Genomic DNA, 20045 nt, shown 5'->3' with positions numbered 1-20045 from the left:
AAAAGGAGTTATTTATTATGTTGTTTGATACACATTCACATTTAAATGCAGAGCAATTTGAAGAAGATTTACAAGAAGTTATCGCGAGAATGAAAGAAGCGGGAGTTACATATACAGTTGTTGTTGGATTTGATGAAGTAACGATAAAGAAAGCAATTGAATTAGCAGAGGCTTATGATTTTATTTACGCTGCAGTTGGATGGCATCCTGTTGATGCAATCGATATGAAAGAAGAACATTTAGCTTGGTTAGAAGAATTAGCGGCTCATCCTAAAGTAGTTGCAATTGGGGAAATGGGATTAGATTATCACTGGGATAAGTCTCCAAAGGAAATACAGAAGGCAGTATTCCGTAAACAAATTGCATTAGCGAAAAAGGTGAAATTACCGATTATTATACATAACCGCGATGCAACTCAAGATATTGTTGATATCCTAGAGGAAGAGAATGCAGCTGAAGTAGGGGGCATTATGCATTGCTTTAGCGGTAGTGTAGAAGTAGCGCAGCGATGTGTCGATATGAACTTTTTAATTTCATTAGGTGGGCCAGTAACATTTAAAAATGCCAAGAAACCGAAAGAAGTTGCTATGGAGATGCCGTTAGAAAAATTATTGATAGAGACAGATTGCCCGTATTTAACACCACATCCATTTCGAGGGAAACGAAATGAACCTAGTTATGTAAAACTGGTAGCAGAAGAAATTGCGAATTTAAAAGGAATTTCTTATGACGAAGTAGCACAAGTAACAACAAAGAATGCCAAAGCCTTATTTGGTGTTGAATAAAAAAGAATGGGGAGTCCCATTCTTTTTTTGTTTTTTGAGAAGAGAGATAATAGAAGTGATAAGAACCCACTATTTACGCATAACATAAGTGTAGAAATACTGCGGATAAATTAAGATGGAGATAGAAGTGTTACAATAAGGATAGTAAACAAAGATTTTTCTCTTCTACTTTTTAAAATGTAAGATTGGGAAAATAATAATGGAAAAGTCGTCATTTTTTTGTTTTACTAAGTAGAGATGAAAAGAGTGTGGAGGCAAGCATGAAAATTAAAGAGATTATCGTTGTAGAAGGTAAAGATGATACAGTTGCGATTAAACGTGCTGTTGATGCGGATACAATCGAAACGAACGGTTCAGCAATCGGTGATCACGTTATTGAGCAAGTTAAATTAGCGCAGCAAAAACGAGGCGTTATTATTTTCACAGATCCGGATTATCCTGGAGAGCGTATTCGAAAAATTATTTCTGACAAGGTTCCTGGATGTAAGCATGCTTTTTTAACGAAGGAAGAAGCACTTGCTAAAAGGAAAAAAGGTGTTGGAATCGAACATGCTTCTAATGAGTCGATTCGCCGTGCTTTAGAGAATATACATGAAGAAATGGAAGCTTACACAAGTGAAATTAGTTGGAGTGATCTAGTCGATGCGGGCTTAGTGGGCGGAGAAATGGCAAAGAGTCGCAGAGAAAGAGTGGGTAAGCTATTAAAGATTGGTTATACAAACGCAAAACAGTTACATAAACGTTTACAAATGTTTCAGGTTTCAAAGGAATCATTTGCAGAAGCTTATAAGCAAGTAATACAGGAGGAAAAAAAATGAAGGATATCGCAACACCAAATCGTACGAAAGACATTGTTGAAAAGTATGGATTTTCATTCAAAAAAAGTTTAGGACAAAATTTTTTAATTGATACGAATGTATTAAATCGTATCGTTGATCACGCAGAAATCGGTTCAGAAAGTGGCGCAATTGAAATTGGACCAGGTATCGGTGCGTTAACAGAGCAATTGGCAAAGCGTGCTAAAAAAGTAGTGGCTTTTGAAATTGATCAGAGATTATTACCAATTTTAGACGAGACGTTAGCTCCATATAGCAACGTTACAGTTATAAATAAAGATGTACTAAAAGCAGATGTACATGAAGTGTTTAGTGAGCAATTTGAAGAAGGACAAGATGTAATGGTAGTAGCTAACTTACCATACTATATTACAACGCCAATTTTATTTAAATTGCTTGAAGAAAAATTACCGGTTCGTGGATTTGTTGTTATGATGCAAAAAGAAGTTGGGGATCGTTTAGCTGCTAAACCAGGAACGAAAGAGTATGGTTCTTTATCAATTGCCATTCAGTATTATACAGAGGTAGAAACAGTTATGACTGTACCGCGTACAGTGTTTGTGCCACAACCAAATGTTGATTCTGCGATTATCCGTCTTCTAAAGCGTCCTAAACCAGTTGTAGAAGTGACAGATGAAACTTTCTTCTTTGAAGTAGTACGAGCAAGTTTCGCACAGCGTCGTAAAACTTTAATGAATAATTTATCAAATAATTTAAATGGTTTCCCGAAAGATAAAGAGCTGTTGGATCGAATTTTGACAGAAGTAGGAATTGATCCGAAGCGAAGAGGCGAAACGCTATCTATCGAAGAGTTTGCAACAGTAAGTAATGCATTAATTCTTCATAAATTGTCATAAGAATATGAAAGGGACAGTTCAACTTGAGCTGTCCCTTTTGTCACCTTTCCTTTCCTAAATTCATACTTTAAAAACAGGTAAGATGGCCTAACGAGTTTGGAGTTTGGAGGTAGGAGAATGGCTTTACATGTTGGAGAATTAGTTGAACGATATTCTCATAATAGGGATATTCTTTTTCGTATTATAGAAATAAAAGGCGATATGGCAATATTATTTGGAGAGGAAATTAGACTTGTGGCGGATGCACCACTTGCAGATTTAGTTAGTATAGATCAACGAGAACATAAAAATAGAGTGAAGCGTGAAAAAGAAACGATGGAGCGTACTTACCGGTTGTTTCAGCAAGATTACGTGTTGATGAAACAAAGACATGAACATACTTCAACTGGTGGATATACAAGTGAAGTGAATTATTTTCAAATGCCAGGACGTGTATTGCATATAGATGGAGATCCTTTATATTTGCGCAAGTGCTTAGATTTATATAATAAAATAGGCGTTCCTGTTCAAGGTATTCATTGTAAGGAAACGGAGATGCATGAAAAGGTAGTAGACTTAATAGATCATTTTCGCCCAGACATTTTAGTTATTACAGGACATGATGCATATACAAAGTCAAAAGGAGTTATGGGAGATTTAGCGGCATATAGACATTCTAGACATTTTGTACAGGCTGTTCGAGAAGTGCGAAAAAAATATCCATCATTGGATCAACTCGTTATTTTTGCTGGAGCGTGTCAATCACACTTTGAGGCGTTGATTCGAGCAGGTGCTAATTTTGCTAGTTCACCGTCTAGAATTAATATTCATGCTCTAGATCCTGTATATGTAGTTGGCAAAATTAGTTTCACTTCATTTATGGAAAGAGTAAATGTATGGGACGTTGTGCGTAATACAATTACTGGCGAAAAGGGACTAGGCGGAATTGAAACAAGAGGGATTTTACGAACAGGATTGCCCTTTCAACATTATGACGAATGAGCAAGGTACATACGTATCTTGCTTTTTTATGTGGAAATGATTTAAATGAGTCTGGATAAAAAGCGGCAAGAACGTGCAGACTATACAATGATACTTTTAGAATATAGTATTTCTTCTATCTATTTGAACGCATGATGCTTTTATAATGATATTGTCTGTGAATTGCGGTTAATAATTGGGATAGATATATCGTGTTTTAAGTGTTCAATCTAAATTACAGCGAGGTGTAGCAAAGTATATGTCAAAACGTTTAGATGAAATTAAAAGCGAATTAGATCACCATCTTGGACAGCGACTTATGTTAAAGGCAAATAGTGGGAGAAGAAAAACTGTGGAGCAATCAGGTGTACTTGCAGAAACGTATCGTTCTGTGTTTGTTGTACAATTAGACCAGCAAGAAGATGCATTGCAACGTGTATCTTATAGTTATGCAGATGTTTTAACAGAGACAGTAGAGCTAACATTTTACGATGAATCTCAAAATGAAGTATTTTATAATTAATGTATTTTTTGTTACATATATTCCCATAAATGAAAAGCTATATTATTTTGCATACTAATTATACCGTAGCAAAATAAGGAGGGACTCTGCATTGAGTAGACGAAGAGGAGTCATGTCAAATCAATTTAAAGAAGAGCTTGCAAAAGAGCTTGGCTTTTATGATGTTGTTCAGAAAGAAGGATGGGGCGGAATTCGTGCGAAAGATGCTGGTAATATGGTGAAACGTGCTATAGAAATTGCAGAACAGCAATTAATGAAACGAAACCAGTAGTTGTAAGATACTTTCTATGCTACGGTAGCCGAGGAGAGATTCCTCGGCTTTTTGCACGCTAAAAGGTGCCATCATTTGACATAAGTAGTTTCATTCTGAATGCTTTTCGATATAATTAGGGAAGTGTCATCGTCTTACTATAAATTTATGGTAAAATAAACGATAAAAGATTGAGTACATAGAGTGGGTGAATAGATTGAAGCTACTAGTGAAAGCACCAGCAAAGATTAATCTGTCGTTAGATGTACTGGGAAAAAGACAAGATGGATATCATGAAGTGAAAATGATTATGACAACAATCGACTTGGCAGATCGTTTAGAGCTAACGGAATTAGCAGAAGACCGTATTGAAATTTTGTCCCATAATCGGTATGTCCCAGACGACCAACGCAATTTAGCTTATCAAGCAGCGAAATTATTAAAAGTGAAGTTTAATGTAAAAAAAGGTGTGTCTATTACTATTGAAAAAACGATTCCAGTAGCCGCTGGATTAGCAGGTGGAAGTAGTGATGCAGCAGCGACATTACGTGGCCTTAATAAGTTATGGAATTTAGGGCTAACAATCGATGAATTAGCAAAGCTTGGCGCAGAAATTGGGTCAGATGTATCGTTCTGTGTATATGGTGGAACTGCTATTGCCACTGGAAGAGGAGAAGAAATTGAACATATAAAGACTCCGCCTTCTTGTTGGGTTGTTTTAGCAAAGCCCCACATTGGTGTATCTACTGCTGACGTGTACGGAAATTTAAAATTAAATCGTGTTACTCATCCAAATGTAGATAAAATGGTTGAAGTCATTAACCATGGCGATTATAAAGGAATTTGTGATACTGTTGGTAACGTTTTAGAAGATGTGACGTTTGCGATGCATCCCGAGGTTGCACGTATTAAATCACAGATGAAACGCTTTGGGGCAGATGCCGTATTAATGAGTGGAAGTGGCCCAACTGTATTTGGTCTTGTACACCATGATTCGCGAATGCACCGCATATATAACGGGTTAAAAGGATTTTGCGAGCAAGTATATGCAGTGCGTTTATTAGGAGAGCGAGAAACGCTTGAATAAAGACGTATAATACGTTATGATTTGTTTAGAATATTCGTGATTTGAGGTGAGAGTATGAAAATTAGACGAAGTACAAGATTGGTCGATCTGACGTATTACTTGTTACAAAATCCTCGTCAGCTAGTTTCTCTCACTTTTTTTGCTGAAAGGTATCAATCGGCTAAATCTTCCATTAGTGAAGATTTAGTTATTATTAAGCAAACGTTTGAACAACAAGGTGTCGGCACATTGCAAACGGTACCAGGAGCAGCAGGAGGAGTGAAATATATTCCCTATATAAGTGAAGAAGAGGCAAATCTGATTATTAACGAGCTTTGTAGCTTATTTGAAAACCCAGACCGTATTTTGCCTGGCGGTTACTTATATATGACGGATCTTTTAAGTAATCCTCGCCAGATTAATGGCGCAGGTCGTTTATTTGCTTCTGTTTTTGCTAGGCAACCAATTGATGCGGTTATGACGGTAGCGACAAAAGGAATTCCGCTTGCTTATGCAGTAGCGAACTACTTAGATGTACCGGTAGTAATTGCGAGAAAAGATAATAAGGTAACAGAAGGCCCCACTGTTAGTATTAACTATGTATCAGGTTCCTCTAAGCGAATCCAAACGATGACTTTAGCAAAGCGTAGCCTTCCAGAAGGGTCCAATGTTTTAATTATTGATGACTTTATGAAAGCTGGCGGAACCATTCAAGGTATGATGAGCATGCTAGAAGAGTTTAAAGCTAATGTTGTTGGGATTGGCGTATTAGTAGAGTCTACGGATATTGAAGAAAGACTTATTAATAACTTTGTATCATTAATTCGTCTGTCAGAAGTTGATGTGAAAGAAAAAGCGATTCAAGTGGAAAAGGGGAATTATGCACTTGCACCATTTGATAAAGGGCTTGTAGAGGCTGAGTAAAAAGGTAAAGCAGATAGCTTTACCTTTTTTTATTCCTATTTATAAATTACAAAATAGATGGACAAACTGCCTTTGGTACACTATTTTTAAAGAGTAAAAATAAATAATAAAAGGGTGAAAAGTATGAAAGTTGTTCAAACAAGCAAAGCACCACAGGCAATCGGACCATATTCACAAGGGATTATTGTAAATAATATGTTCTATAGTTCAGGACAAATTCCGTTAACGGCAAGTGGAGAACTTGTAACAGGAGATGTAACAGTACAAACAGAGCAAGTATTTGAAAATTTACAAGCGGTATTAGCAGAAGCGGGTGCTTCATTTGATACGGTGGTAAAAACAACAGTATTCTTGAAGGATATGGATGATTTTAATGCTGTTAATGAAGTATACGGTTCTTATTTCTCTACTCATAAACCAGCGCGTTCTTGTGTACAAGTAGCAAAATTACCGAAAGATGTTTCTGTTGAAATCGAAGTAATTGCCCTAGTTAAGTAACTCTTTGTAAGCGATAACCTCTACTAATCCTTATATTCAACTACAATAAAAATTTTTATCTTAAAAATTTTTAAAAAATTAAAGGGAAAATAGAAATTTTGTGGAATTTATACAAATATATCGCTTATTTAGAAAAGGGTGGTGAACACAAGATGGAAGTGACTGACGTAAGATTACGCCGCGTAAACACAGAAGGCCGCATGAGAGCAATTGCCTCTATTACTCTAGACCATGAATTTGTTGTTCATGATATTCGTGTAATTGATGGTAATAATGGATTATTTGTAGCAATGCCAAGTAAACGTACTCCAGATGGAGAATTCCGTGACATTGCACATCCAATTAATTCTAATACACGCTCTAAAATTCAAGATGCGGTTTTAACAGAGTATCATCGTTTAGGCGAGTTAGAAGAGGTTGAGTTTGAAGAAGCAGGCGCTTCGTAAAATTCGAATGAAAAGGGCTTTTGAAAGAAAGTCTTATAATTTTGTAGCAAACTCCTGTAAGCATTTACAGGAGTTTGTTTTTTTTTTGAATAATACACGTTTCTAATTATAAAAATTCATATTTTGAAAAAATAAAGATGAAAAACTTCTAATTTTTTCATCTTTATTTAAAATAGTATAGCTTATTCCTTAAAAAAGATACTAAAGAGTAAAACATCTTATAAGAATTATGGTAAAATTTAATAGTTATAATGTGTTTCTTGAAATATATGATGATTTAGGATAATATCGTTAATGGATAAATAGGTTGCGATGGAGGGTCTATATGTCAAACAGATTTGCAGTGATTCTAGCTGCAGGTAAAGGCACACGTATGAAGTCCAAGCTATACAAAGTGCTGCATCCTGTATGTGGAAAACCAATGGTACAACATGTAGTCAATGAAGTATCTCAATTAGGATTGCAGAAACTTGTAACAGTCGTTGGACATGGTGCTGAAAAGGTACAAGAACAGCTAGGAAACGTAAGTGAGTTTGCATTACAAGCAGAACAACTTGGTACAGCTCATGCTGTCGATCAAGCTGCAAGTGTACTTGCAAATGAAGAGGGAACAACTTTAGTTATTTGTGGTGATACACCTCTAATAACTGCTGAAACGATGGAAGCATTACTTCAGCAACACGAAGAAGCGGGAGCAATGGCGACGGTACTAACAGCGTACATAGAAGAGCCTGCTGGATATGGCCGTATCGTTCGTAATGAGAATGGTCATGTTGAAAAGATTGTTGAGCATAAGGATGCGAATGAAAAAGAATTAGCTATTAAAGAAATCAATACAGGTACGTATTGTTTTGATAATAAAGCTTTATTTGCTTCACTTTCTAAAGTTTCAAATGATAATGTACAGGGCGAATATTACCTTCCGGACGTTATTGAAATTTTAAAAAATGAAGGTCATATTGTATCAGCTTATCAAACAGAGCACTTCGATGAAACGTTAGGTGTTAACGACAGGGTCGCTCTATCGCAAGCGGAAATTATTATGAAAAATCGTATCAACAGAAAGAACATGGTAAATGGTGTTACAATTATTGATCCAAGTAACACATACATTTCTGCGGATGCAATTATTGGTAGTGATACAGTTCTTCACCCAGGAACGGTTATTGAGGGGAACACTGTAATTGGTTCTGATTGTGAAATTGGACCGCATACAGTAATTCGCGATAGTGAAATTGGAGATCGTACGGTAATTCGTCAATCTACTGTACATGACAGCAAACTTGGTACAGAAGTATCAGTTGGTCCATTTGCACATATTCGCCCAGATTCAGTTATTGGAGATGAAGTGCGCGTTGGAAACTTCGTAGAAATCAAAAAAACTGTTTTTGGTAATAGAAGTAAAGCTTCACACTTAAGTTATATCGGGGATGCACAAGTTGGAGAAGACGTGAATCTTGGTTGTGGTTCAATTACGGTGAACTACGACGGCAAGAATAAATTTAAAACTGTAATTGGTAACGGGGTATTTATTGGATGTAATTCAAACCTTGTTGCTCCTGTAACAGTTGAAGATGGTGCTTATGTGGCAGCAGGCTCTACAATAACAGAGAATGTTCCATCAAAAGCATTATCAGTAGCACGTGCACGTCAAGTTAACAAAGAAGACTATGTTGATCAATTGCTGAATAAGAAAAAATCATAATGTGGAGGGTTAATCTAGATGTCGACTCAATATCTAAATTCTAATTTGAAAGTATTCTCTTTAAACTCTAATAAGGAACTTGCTGAGCAAATCGCAAAGCACATTGGAGTAGGACTAGGAAAATGTTCTGTTGATCGTTTTAGTGATGGAGAAGTTCAAATTAACATTGAAGAAAGTATCCGTGGTTGCGATGTATTCATTATTCAATCTACAAGCTTCCCAGTAAACGAACATATCATGGAATTACTTATTATGATTGATGCATTAAAACGTGCATCTGCAAAAACAATTAATATCGTTATTCCTTACTATGGTTATGCGCGTCAAGACCGTAAAGCGCGTTCTCGTGAACCAATTACATCGAAACTTGTAGCAAACTTGCTTGAAACAGCAGGTGCAACTCGTGTAATCACTCTAGATTTACATGCTCCGCAAATTCAAGGATTCTTTGATATCCCGATCGACCACTTAATGGGTGTACCGATTCTTTCAGACTACTTTGAAGCAAAAGGCCTTAAAGATATCGTAATCGTATCTCCTGATCACGGTGGTGTAACGCGTGCTAGAAAAATGGCGGATCGCCTAAAAGCGCCAATCGCTATTATTGATAAGCGTCGTCCTCGTCCGAATGTATCTGAGGTAATGAACATTATCGGTAACATCGAAGGCAAAACAGCAATTTTAATTGATGACATCATTGATACAGCTGGTACAATTACATTAGCGGCAAACGCTCTTGTTGAGAACGGTGCTTCTGAAGTATATGCTTGCTGTACACACCCAGTATTATCTGGTCCAGCAATTGAGCGTATTCAAAATTCGAATATTAAAGAGTTAGTTGTAACGAACTCTATCGTATTACCAGAAGAGAAGAAAATTGATAAAGTACATGAACTTTCAGTTGCTCCATTAATCGGAGAAGCAATCATTCGTGTATACGAAGAAGAATCTGTAAGTGTATTATTCAATTAATTGGATAGAATGAGACGTAACCAAGCTTGGTTACGTCTTTTCGTATCGAAAAAAGAAAGTAGTGGTACAAGAATGAAATTAATAGTAGGACTTGGGAACCCAGGTAGAGAATATGAATTAACAAGGCATAATATTGGATTTATGGCAATCGATGAACTTGCAAAACGTTGGAGTATTTCTTTGAATGAACAAAAGTTTAAAGGGGTATTTGGCGCAGGTTTTGTTAATGGGGAAAAAGTAATCTTACTAAAGCCACTTACATATATGAATTTATCTGGGGAAAGTATCCGTCCACTCATGGATTATTATAAAATTGATGTCGAGGACTTCATTGTTATGTACGATGATTTAGATATTCCTGTAGGTAAATTACGCCTTCGCATGAAAGGTAGTGCGGGTGGACATAATGGTGTGAAGTCAACAATTTCACATTTAGGAACACAAGAATTTCAACGTATCCGCATGGGAATCGATCGTCCGAAAAATGGGATAAAAGTAGTGGATTACGTATTAGGACGTTTTACATCTGAAGAAATATCTGGCGTTAATCAATCCATTGAAAATGCAGCAGATGCATGTGAGGAATGGTTAAATAAACCTTTTCTCCAAATCATGAATACTTTTAATAGTTAAGCGCACAATCTGGAATATTTTATTTTGTTTTATCCCATACTAGTAGCAATTGGATATTTAGGAGGCTAGTATGGAAGGTTATTATTACTGTAGACATTGTGGAAGTAATGTGGGCTCCATTATCGCAGAAAAAGTATATAGCGACGTTTTGTTTCAACTAACAGAGCAAGAAGTAGTGGATATGATTCATTTTCATGAGAATGGAAATATATATATAAAAACGATTTGTGAATCGTGTCAAGAAACGCTCGCATCTTATCCTGAGTATTATGAATATGAAAAATTTCTGCAATAAAATGTTGTCGCTTTGGCGTGTCCAAAGCATTTTTCTGTTTTCTTTTTCCAAAATATTTGCATAAAATATAGTAACTTGCTCTTTATGTTGAGAGGAGTTTTGAAAATGATAGGTTTATTAGAGCAATTTTATAAAAATGAAGAAATACAATCGGTTATTAATGGGCTAGAAGATGGGTTGAAAGAACAACTTGTATCGGGTATGGCAACATCCTCTCGTTCATTATTAATGGCAGCTTTATATAAAAAGACAAAGCAATCACAACTTATCGTGACGCACAATTTATACCAAGCACAAAAAGTACATGAAGATTTAGTGGCGTTACTTGGTGAAAAAGATGTTTGGCTATATCCGGTAAATGAATTGATAGCATCGGAGGTTGGTGTTGCAAGTCCAGAATTGAAGGCACAGCGTATTGAAGTGTTAAATCGCTTAGCTGCAGGAGAGAATGGGATTATTGTAGCGCCAGTTGCAGGGCTGCGTAGGTTTTTACCAATAAAAGAATTATGGAAGCAAAGGCAAATTGAAATCAATCTAGGGCAAGAGATTGATTTAGATGCACTCTTGCATACCTTACATCATATTGGTTATGAGCGTAAGTCGATGGTAGAAGCTCCAGGAGATTTTAGTCTACGCGGGGGAATATTAGATATTTACCCATTAACTGAAGAATTACCATTTCGTATTGAATTCTTTGATACACAGGTTGATTCTATTCGATTATTTGATGTGGAAGAACAGCGCTCTCAAGATAAAAGGGAAAGTGTTCGGTTTGGTCCGGCAACAGAGTTTTTATTTTCACAGGAAGAATTGAAATCGGGAATTAAGCATCTTGAAGAAGGTTTGACTAAGACGATGCAAAAGCTTTCCGATGATAAATTAAAGACTACTGTGCTTGAGACGGTTAGTTATGAACTTGAAATGTTGAAAAACGGGCAAAGTATAGAACAAATGTTTAAATATTTATCTATTTTCTATAAAGAACCTGCTAGTCTGATAGATTATTTACCAGAAAATGGTGTTGTGATTTTAGATGAGATTTCCCGTATTCAAGAAACAGCATCACATCTTGAAACAGAAGAAGCGGAATGGTATATCTCACTTCTTGGCGAAGGAACAATTATTCAGGATTTATCTTTCTCCCACTCGTTTGAGGAGTTTCTTCATAATAAAAAAAGAAGGTTTGTATATTTAACGTTATTCTTACGCCATATAGCACACACACATCCTCAAAATATTGTGAATGTGACATGTAAAACGATGCAAGATTTCCACGGACAGATGCATTTGTTAAAAACTGAAATTGATAGATGGAATGAAGGTAATTTTACGACCGTTGTGCTTGGAACAGATGATGAACGTGTAAAAAAACTACAACATATTTTAAGTGATTATGATATTGATGCAGACATTGTAGAGGCGACAGATATCTTATTGCCCGGAAGGTTACAAATTGCTGTAGGTGATTTACATGCAGGCTTTGAAATGCCGATGCAAAAGTTTGTTGTCATTACTGAAAAGGAGCTTTTTCATAAGAAGGTTAAAAAATCACAACGTAAGCAAAAGTTATCTAACGCTGAACGTATTAAAAGTTATTCGGAATTAAAAGTTGGAGACCATGTAGTTCATGTAAATCATGGTATAGGTAAATTTTTAGGCATTGAGACATTAGAGATTAATGGTGTTCATAAAGATTATTTAAATATTAAATATCAAGGTAATGATAAGTTATACGTTCCAATTGAACAAATTGATCAAGTGCAAAAATACGTAGGGTCTGAAGGTAAGGAACCAAAAGTTTATAAATTAGGCGGAAATGATTGGAAGAAGGTCAAAACGAAAGTTGAAAAATCTGTACAAGACATTGCAGATGACCTAATTAAATTATATGCCGAGCGTGAAGCCTCAAAAGGTTATGCATATACACCAGATACGGCAGAGCAACAAGAGTTTGAATCTTTATTCCCATATCAAGAGACAGAGGATCAATTACGTTCTATTGAAGAGATTAAGAAAGATATGGAACGCGGACGTCCGATGGATAGGCTTCTTTGTGGTGACGTAGGATATGGAAAGACTGAAGTAGCTATTCGTGCGGCATTTAAAGCAATTATGGATGAAAAACAAGTTGCGATTTTAGTACCAACAACAATCCTTGCACAACAACACTATGAAACAATTCGAGAGCGTTTTCAAGATTACCCGATTAATATAGGGTTACTAAGTAGATTCCGCACACGAAAACAACAAAATGAAACGATTAAAGGTTTAAAAGATGGAACGGTGGATATTGTAATCGGAACGCATCGTATTTTATCTAAAGATGTTACTTATAAAGATTTAGGACTTCTTATTATTGATGAAGAACAGAGATTCGGCGTTACACATAAAGAAAAAATTAAACAATTGAAAGCAAATGTTGACGTGTTAACATTAACGGCAACTCCGATTCCACGTACACTTCATATGTCTATGCTTGGTGTGCGCGATTTATCTGTTATTGAGACACCACCAGAGAATCGTTTCCCAGTACAAACATATGTAGTAGAGTATAATCCGGCGTTAATGCGAGAAGCGATAGAGCGAGAGTTGGCAAGAGGCGGTCAAATTTACTTCCTATATAACCGTGTGGAGGATATTGAAAGAAAAGCAGATGAAATTTCGATGTTGGTTCCAGATGCTCGTGTAACATACGCACATGGGAAAATGAATGAAGGTGAATTAGAGTCTGTTATGCTATCGTTTTTAGAAGGGCAGCATGATGTTCTTGTAAGTACAACAATTATTGAGACGGGTGTAGATATTCCGAATGTAAATACATTAATTGTATTTGATGCAGATCGTATGGGATTATCACAGTTGTATCAGCTTCGTGGTCGTGTTGGACGTTCTAATCGTGTCGCGTATGCATACTTTGCATACAAACGTGATAAAGTGTTATCGGAAGTTGCAGAGAGGCGTCTGCAAGCAATTAAAGAGTTTACAGAGCTTGGATCTGGTTTCAAAATTGCGATGAGAGACTTATCAATTCGTGGTGCGGGTAATTTGTTAGGGGCAGAACAACATGGATTTATTGATTCTGTCGGATTTGATCTATATTCTCAAATGTTAAAAGATGCAATTGAGCAACGTAGAGGAACAGACGGAGTTGAAAATACCGTTAATGTTGAAATTGATTTAGAAGTAGATGCATATTTACCGGATGCGTACATTTCAGATAGTAAACAAAAAATTATGATGTATAAACAATTTAGAGGTATTTCTGCAATTGAAGATATTGAAGAGTTGCAGGAAGAGATGATCGACAGATTTGGTGATTATCCACAAGAAGTTGGTTATTTATTACAAATTGCAAACATTAAAGTGTTGGCAATGAAAGAACAAATTGAGTTAATTAAGCAAAATAAATTTGAAGTAACATTCCTGTTTTCTGAACAAGCGAGCCAAAATATAGATGGTGGAAAATTATTCATGCTAGGAAGTAGTTTTGGCCGTATGATCGGTCTTGGTATGGAGGGGTCACAATTGAAAATTGTGATGAAAACGAATGGATTAGAGACGTCGAAATGGTTAACAATTGCTGAAAATTTATTAAAAGGCTTGCCAGATGTAAAAAAAGAAGTAATAAATGCCTAATATAAGATAAAAAATACAATTCGACGTGCATAGAAGAACTAATGTGTAAAATACTATGTTTAATAGTTGGTGATTTTTACATGAACAGGTAAATTCACCACTTTGATCATCAGTAGAAAGTGAGGCAGCATTAGAATGAAAGCAACTGGAATCGTACGTCGAATTGATGATTTAGGCAGGGTAGTAATTCCGAAGGAAATTCGTAGAACTTTACGTATTCGTGAGGGAGATCCACTAGAAATATTTGTTGATCGCGATGGAGAAGTGATTTTGAAAAAATATTCTCCAATTAGTGAACTAGGTAATTTTGCAAAGGAATATACGGAAGCTTTATACGATAGCTTAGGACATAATGTGCTTGTATGCGATCGTGATTCTATTATCGCAGTAGCAGGCGCATCTAAAAAAGAATACTTAAATAAAAGTGTTGGCGATTTAATTGAGAAGACAATGGAAGAGCGTAAGTCTGTAATTATGACAGATGAAAGCGAAATTTCAATTATTGATGGAGTAACAGAAAAAGTGAGCTCTTATACAATTGGCTCGATTATTGCAAATGGAGATCCAATCGGAGCTGTCGTTATCTTCTCTAAAGAGGCTATTATAAGTGAAGTGGAGCATAAATCAGTAAATACAGCTGCAAGCTTTTTAGCGAAACAAATGGAGCAGTAGCGAAGTGTAATTTCTATAAGTAGCAATCTTTCCTAATTATGATATTTCTATTTGAGAAATTAACTATTTGGAGATATAAGTATATTGAACGAAGGTAGCGCTTTGCTACCTTTTTTCATTGAATATTTTTGCTGTTGAAAGAAGTCAGTGAATGTAAGGAATATGAAGGAGAGCCAGTTTTTCTTTGTGATATAATACGAGGGGTGAGAATAGAAAAAGGAGTTTTCTTGTATGGAAGCGAAGAAGTACCAAGCCTTTTGGCGTGGGGCTATTATATTAACAATCGCAAGTTTTGTTACGAAGGTATTAAGCGCTTTTTACCGTATTCCATATCAAAATATAGCGGGTGATGTTGGTTTTTATATTTACCAACAAATTTATCCGTTTTATGGATTTTGTTTGATTTTAGCTACTTATGGGTTTCCCATTATTATTTCAAAAATGGTCGCAGAAAGATTAGAACGAGGAAAACAAAAAGAAGCAGAAGAAATTATTTGTGTATCTTTTTGGTTTTTATTAGGAATTGGCTTTATAGGATTTTTCACATTATTCTTTGGGGCCAAAACAATTGCATCGGCTATGGGCGATATACATTTAGATAAACTATTACGCGTTATTTCGTTTTCATTCCTACTAATGCCATTTTTATCTGTAGCGAGAGGATATTTTCAAGGATTCAATAATATGATGCCGACGGCTGTTTCGCAAGTAATTGAACAAACGATTCGTGTTTCTATTATTGTATTTTTATCACTATTCCTTATTGCTCATGGATTTGATTTATATACAGTTGGTGCGGGTGCCATGCTAGGTTCAATTGCAGGCGGGCTTATTGGGATTATCGTACTTTTACTTTATATGCGTCATGATTTCCATGCTATTTTCTTCAAAAGTTGGAAGGGAATTGGAAATAAAAAAAGGATTGTTCGAATCCTTTTTTGGCAGGGATTAGCGATTTGTGTTAGTAATTTAGTCCTTATTTTTATACAAATGGCGGATTCTATTTCCTTGTATACTTTGCTTATTCGTGCGGGAGAGCAAGTTGAAAATGCAAAGGTACTAAAAGGTGTTTATGATAGAAGTATCCCGCTTATGCAATTAGGTACTGTTATGACAACTTCTTTCTCATTGTCACTTATTCCTATTATTACAGCGGCGAAAGAAAGAGGAGATCTTTCATTTATTCAAGAAAAGGTAAAGTTAGCAATGAAAATAACATTTGTTATTGGATTTGCAGCTGCTATTGGATTAACTTGTATTATTCAACCTACAAATATTATGTTGTTTGAAAATAGTGATGGATCAGATGTGTTATCGATTTTATCTTTATCTATTTTATTTAGTTCATTGTCAATTACAACTGCTTCCATTTTGCAAGGAGTGGGACAAACATTAAAACCAGCAATATTCGTTGTATTTGGAGGTTGTTTGAAGTTAGTTTTAAACTATATATTAATGCCGTATTTTGGTGTAAAGGGAGCTGCAATTGCAACTTTAGTTGCGCTTATTGTAATTGCCTTGCTAAATAGTGTGTTACTTATGCGAGCTGTATCGGAGCCGCTTATTGATAGGCGGAATATGTTAGGTGTAGCTATTAGTGGTATCGGTATGGGGTTTGTATTAATAATCTTTATGCGTATGTTGCGAATGTCCGGATTAGTAATTGATACAGGACATAGAGGAATTGCGACGCTTGAAGCGCTGTTAGGTGTAGCTATCGGTGGATTAGCATATATGTTTTTAATTTTAAAATTACGTGTATTTACAAAAGAAGAATTAGGAACCGTTATGAAACAAGAGAAAAAAGAAGGTTCATTGAAGAAGAGTGGATAGAGGTGACTGGTTGTGAGTGGAATCATTACTATTTTAGGATTAGGTGCTGGTGAGTTAGATCAGTTAACGATGGGTGTATATCGAAAGATAAAAGAAGCAGACCATATGTTTGTTAGAACGAAGGAACACCCAGTTATAGAAGAATTGGAGAAAGAAGCTATAAAGTATACGGCCTTTGATAATGTATATGAGGCACATGATACATTTGAAATCGTATATGAAACAATTGCGAATACATTGCTAGAACAAGCTAAAGGCGCAGAAATTATTTATGCTGTTCCAGGTCATCCGCTTGTAGCAGAAAGAACAGTTCAGCTACTTTTGGAAAAAGGAGAAGTAGCAAATATTGAAGTGCGAATTGAAGGTGGACAAAGTTTCCTTGATCCGATGTTTGCAAGTCTAAAAATTGATCCGATTGAAGGGTTCCAATTAATTGATGCTACATCATTTGAAAGAGGGCAATTAGAATTACGTCAACATTTAATCTTTTGCCAAGTGTATGATGCATTCGTCGCTTCAGATGTGAAGCTAACGTTAATGGAGATTTTGCCAGATGATTACGAAGTGTATATCGTAACAGCTGCAGGGACTTCATTCGAGCAAGTGAAAAAGGTATCGTTATACATGTTAGATCACGAAACAGAATTAAATAATTTAACGAGTGTGTATGTACCGCCGGTTAAGGAACGTGCGTCCTTATATCAGCAGTTTGATGTGCTTAGAGCAATTATTGCTGATCTTCGTGGACCGAATGGTTGCCCATGGGATAAAAAGCAAACTCATCAATCTTTAAAGAAATACTTAATTGAAGAAGCGTATGAAGTGCTAGAAGCAATTGATGAAGAGGATGATGATCATTTAGTAGAAGAACTAGGTGATATATTATTACAAGTTATGCTTCATGCCCAAATTGGAGAGGATGAAGGTTGGTTCTCTATAGATGACATTATTCGGACTTTAGCTGAGAAAATGGTTCGTCGTCATCCGCATGTGTTTGGGGATACGGATGTAAATAATGCTGATGAAGTGATTGCAAATTGGGAAGAAATTAAAAAACAAGAAAAGGGATTCGTGAAAGAATCTGTTTTAGCGGGTATTCCAAAAAGCTTGCCACAACTAATGCGTGCTTATGAAATTCAGAAGAAAGCTGGAAAGGTTGGATTTGATTGGGTTGATGTGCAGCCGATGATAGAGAAGGCCTTAGAAGAATGGCAAGAATTCCAACAAGAAGTTGTAAACATGGATGAGAAAAAGATGCTAGGTGAATTTGGTGATTTACTATTTGCATTTGTTAATATAGCTCGTCATTATAAATTAGATCCAGAAGAAGCGTTACGTTCAACTAATGAGAAATTTATGGCTCGCTTTTTATACATGGAAGCAAAAGTAGCTGAAATGAATAAGGAAATGCAAGATTTATCATTAGAACAGTTAGATATTTTATGGGAAGAGGCAAAACAAACAGAGCGTTAATAGGGGGATTTGATATGCGTCTAGATAAATTTTTGAAAGTATCACGTTTAATTAAAAGAAGAACATTAGCAAAAGAAGTGTCTGACCAAGGAAGAATTTCGATTAATGGCCAAGTGGCAAAAGCGAGTTCAGATGTGAAGGTAGAGGATGAATTAACAATTCGTTTCGGGCAAAAAATAGTAACTGTGAAAGTAAATGAATTGAAAGAAACAACTAAAAAAGAAGATGCAGCAAACATGTATAGTCTTGTTCGTGAGGAAAAAGTGAAAGCGGAAGAAGGCTTGTTCTAAAATAGGTTCGCCCTTCATACATTACTATTAGCTAGTATAAAGCTATGGGGGGATTTTCGTGAATAATGGTTACTCACCTATGTCTTCTAATCAACAAAATGTTTCTGTAGAGCATGATATTATCATGCGTGGCAGGCGTGTAATCGATATTACTGGTGTAAAGCAAGTAGAGAGTTTTGATAGCGAAGAGTTTTTACTCGAGACTGTAATGGGTTTTTTAACAATTCGTGGTCAAAATTTGCAAATGAAGAATTTAGATGTAGAAAAGGGTGTTGTATCAATTAAAGGGAAAGTTCATGAAATGCTGTATATTGATGAGAACCAAGGGGAGAAAACTAAAGGCTTCTTTAGTAAGCTGTTTAAATGAGCCTAACAATTCAGTTGTATACAATGCTTTCGATGATTGGAATGGGTGCTTGGATTGGTGCTTCTTTAGATACATACCAACGGTTTTTAAAACGCCAAGAGCGTAAACGTTGGCTTGTATTTATACATGATATACTATTTTGGATTGTCCAAGCATTATTCGTTTTTTATGTATTACTGCGTGTAAATGAAGCCGAACTACGTATATATGTATTTTTGGCGTTACTATGTGGTTTTGCAGCATATCAAAGCTTATTGAAAGTACTATACATGAAGATGTTAAATTTTCTCATCTATATTTTTGTACAAACAACACAATTTTTTGTTCGAATTATACAGCTACTCATGATAAAACCTGTTATTATTATAGCACAGCTATTTATTGCATTTATATTATTCTTATTTCGTATACTGCTTTCAATTGGACATGTGTTATGGAAAATGGTGATTTGGATATTACTTTTCATATGGAAAGTTTTTTTCTCGCCTGTTCGGTTTATTGCTTCGCTCATATGGAAACTTCTCCCTAATCGTGTTAAACTTTTTATAATGAAGCATGTAGGGTTCCTGCAATATGTAGCAAAATTGAAGGGACATATCTTCCAATTATGGGTGCGTATAAAAAAGAAGTTAGGGGGACCTCGGAAATGAGGGAACTGAGACAAAGAACAATCGAAAAACAGAGTCCAAATCCTGTTAAAGAACATATAATACAAACGGATGAGAACAGGAAGCGACTTTATCGCCGTTTAGCGGTTTTTCTTGTCTTTGCTTTTACAATTATTGCTAGTATTAGTGTGACGTTTTATCAACAAAACAGTTCCATTAAAGCAAAAGAAGCAAAAGTTAAGGACATGAAAAAAGAACTGGATTCATTAACGAAAAAAGAAAAGAATCTAAAAGATGAAGTTCAAAAGTTGAATGATGAAGAGTACGTTTTAAAGATTGCTAGAAGGGATTATTTCTTCTCCGGAAAAGGGGAGATAATTTTTCCTGTTTCTAAGTAGAGTATGTCTTATTGACAC

22 protein-coding genes are annotated in these 20045 nt (G+C 35.7%); all 22 read left to right on the top strand.

Annotation, left to right across the window (positions count from 1 at the left end; genetic code table 11):
- The first annotated feature begins 17 nt into the window (after window positions 1–17).
- The 22 genes from ABH955_RS27680 to divIC all read left to right on the top strand — a co-directional run bounded on the left by ABH955_RS27680 (window position 18) and on the right by divIC (window position 20027).
- Complete coding sequence (locus ABH955_RS27680; protein WP_404457998.1) at window positions 18–785, top strand: TatD family hydrolase; 768 nt, start codon at window positions 18–20, stop codon at window positions 783–785.
- 260 nt (window positions 786–1045) lie between these two features.
- Window positions 1046–1603, top strand: a complete 558-nt coding sequence (gene rnmV / locus ABH955_RS27675) for a ribonuclease M5 (protein ID WP_002029323.1) — start codon at window positions 1046–1048, stop codon at window positions 1601–1603.
- Window positions 1600–2478 (top strand): 16S rRNA (adenine(1518)-N(6)/adenine(1519)-N(6))-dimethyltransferase RsmA, encoded by an 879-nt coding sequence (rsmA, locus tag ABH955_RS27670; protein WP_404491882.1) that lies wholly within the window; start codon window positions 1600–1602, stop codon window positions 2476–2478. The genes rnmV and rsmA overlap by 4 nt, the downstream gene beginning before the upstream one ends.
- A gap of 117 nt (window positions 2479–2595) precedes the next feature.
- Window positions 2596–3459: a sporulation peptidase YabG gene (gene yabG, locus ABH955_RS27665; RefSeq protein ID WP_404449604.1), complete on the top strand. Its 864-nt coding sequence runs from the start codon at window positions 2596–2598 to the stop codon at window positions 3457–3459.
- A gap of 238 nt (window positions 3460–3697) precedes the next feature.
- On the top strand, window positions 3698–3961 hold the full coding sequence (gene veg, locus ABH955_RS27660; protein WP_002009653.1) for a biofilm formation stimulator Veg: 264 nt from the start codon (window positions 3698–3700) through the stop codon (window positions 3959–3961).
- Between the two features lie 91 nt (window positions 3962–4052).
- On the top strand, window positions 4053–4232 hold the full coding sequence (gene sspF, locus ABH955_RS27655; protein WP_002094215.1) for an acid-soluble spore protein SspF: 180 nt from the start codon (window positions 4053–4055) through the stop codon (window positions 4230–4232).
- Window positions 4233–4428: 196 nt separating this feature from the next.
- Entirely contained in the window at window positions 4429–5298 is an 870-nt protein-coding gene (ispE, locus tag ABH955_RS27650) for a 4-(cytidine 5'-diphospho)-2-C-methyl-D-erythritol kinase (RefSeq protein ID WP_012260164.1), read from the top strand.
- A 54-nt stretch (window positions 5299–5352) separates the two neighbouring features.
- Window positions 5353–6201, top strand: a complete 849-nt coding sequence (purR, locus tag ABH955_RS27645) for a pur operon repressor (RefSeq protein ID WP_002091587.1) — start codon at window positions 5353–5355, stop codon at window positions 6199–6201.
- Between the two features lie 123 nt (window positions 6202–6324).
- On the top strand, window positions 6325–6699 hold the full coding sequence (locus ABH955_RS27640) for a RidA family protein (RefSeq protein WP_000869819.1): 375 nt from the start codon (window positions 6325–6327) through the stop codon (window positions 6697–6699).
- Between the two features lie 152 nt (window positions 6700–6851).
- Window positions 6852–7145 carry a septation regulator SpoVG gene (gene spoVG / locus ABH955_RS27635; protein ID WP_000454042.1) on the top strand — a complete coding sequence of 98 codons (294 nt, stop codon included), beginning with the start codon at window positions 6852–6854 and terminating at the stop codon, window positions 7143–7145.
- Window positions 7146–7470: 325 nt separating this feature from the next.
- Entirely contained in the window at window positions 7471–8850 is a 1380-nt protein-coding gene (glmU, locus tag ABH955_RS27630) for a bifunctional UDP-N-acetylglucosamine diphosphorylase/glucosamine-1-phosphate N-acetyltransferase GlmU (RefSeq protein ID WP_002091584.1), read from the top strand.
- 18 nt (window positions 8851–8868) lie between these two features.
- A complete protein-coding gene (locus ABH955_RS27625; protein ID WP_002091580.1) occupies window positions 8869–9822 on the top strand; it encodes a ribose-phosphate diphosphokinase in 954 nt (317 codons plus the stop codon).
- Window positions 9823–9894: 72 nt separating this feature from the next.
- Window positions 9895–10455 (top strand): aminoacyl-tRNA hydrolase, encoded by a 561-nt coding sequence (gene pth, locus ABH955_RS27620; RefSeq protein WP_087943057.1) that lies wholly within the window; start codon window positions 9895–9897, stop codon window positions 10453–10455.
- 70 nt (window positions 10456–10525) lie between these two features.
- Window positions 10526–10750 carry an anti-sigma-F factor Fin family protein gene (locus ABH955_RS27615; RefSeq protein WP_002091576.1) on the top strand — a complete coding sequence of 75 codons (225 nt, stop codon included), beginning with the start codon at window positions 10526–10528 and terminating at the stop codon, window positions 10748–10750.
- A gap of 105 nt (window positions 10751–10855) precedes the next feature.
- Window positions 10856–14386 (top strand): transcription-repair coupling factor, encoded by a 3531-nt coding sequence (gene mfd / locus ABH955_RS27610; RefSeq protein WP_404449609.1) that lies wholly within the window; start codon window positions 10856–10858, stop codon window positions 14384–14386.
- 135 nt (window positions 14387–14521) lie between these two features.
- The gene (gene spoVT, locus ABH955_RS27605) at window positions 14522–15058 is read left to right on the top strand and encodes a stage V sporulation protein T (RefSeq protein WP_002009670.1); all 537 of its coding nucleotides are present in this window, start codon (window positions 14522–14524) and stop codon (window positions 15056–15058) included.
- 231 nt (window positions 15059–15289) lie between these two features.
- Window positions 15290–16891, top strand: coding sequence for a putative polysaccharide biosynthesis protein (locus ABH955_RS27600; protein WP_404491881.1), 1602 nt, complete (start codon window positions 15290–15292; stop codon window positions 16889–16891).
- 12 nt (window positions 16892–16903) lie between these two features.
- Window positions 16904–18364 (top strand): bifunctional methyltransferase/pyrophosphohydrolase YabN, encoded by a 1461-nt coding sequence (gene yabN / locus ABH955_RS27595; RefSeq protein WP_404491879.1) that lies wholly within the window; start codon window positions 16904–16906, stop codon window positions 18362–18364.
- A 14-nt stretch (window positions 18365–18378) separates the two neighbouring features.
- A complete protein-coding gene (locus ABH955_RS27590; protein WP_002009677.1) occupies window positions 18379–18654 on the top strand; it encodes an RNA-binding S4 domain-containing protein in 276 nt (91 codons plus the stop codon).
- 58 nt (window positions 18655–18712) lie between these two features.
- On the top strand, window positions 18713–19021 hold the full coding sequence (yabP, locus tag ABH955_RS27585) for a sporulation protein YabP (protein WP_001059101.1): 309 nt from the start codon (window positions 18713–18715) through the stop codon (window positions 19019–19021).
- The gene (gene yabQ / locus ABH955_RS27580) at window positions 19018–19671 is read left to right on the top strand and encodes a spore cortex biosynthesis protein YabQ (protein ID WP_113938522.1); all 654 of its coding nucleotides are present in this window, start codon (window positions 19018–19020) and stop codon (window positions 19669–19671) included. The genes yabP and yabQ overlap by 4 nt, the downstream gene beginning before the upstream one ends.
- Window positions 19668–20027, top strand: a complete 360-nt coding sequence (gene divIC / locus ABH955_RS27575; protein WP_002124547.1) for a cell division protein DivIC — start codon at window positions 19668–19670, stop codon at window positions 20025–20027. Before yabQ ends, divIC begins: the two co-directional genes overlap by 4 nt.
- Window positions 20028–20045: the final 18 nt, after the last annotated feature.

The organism is Bacillus sp. RC240 (genome assembly GCF_044907945.1).
In the GTDB taxonomy this organism is placed as follows: Bacteria; Bacillota; Bacilli; order Bacillales; family Bacillaceae_G; genus Bacillus_A; species Bacillus_A mycoides.
The sequence above is the reverse complement of the archived record's forward strand: the minus strand, read 5'-3'. Positions and strand labels throughout refer to the sequence as shown.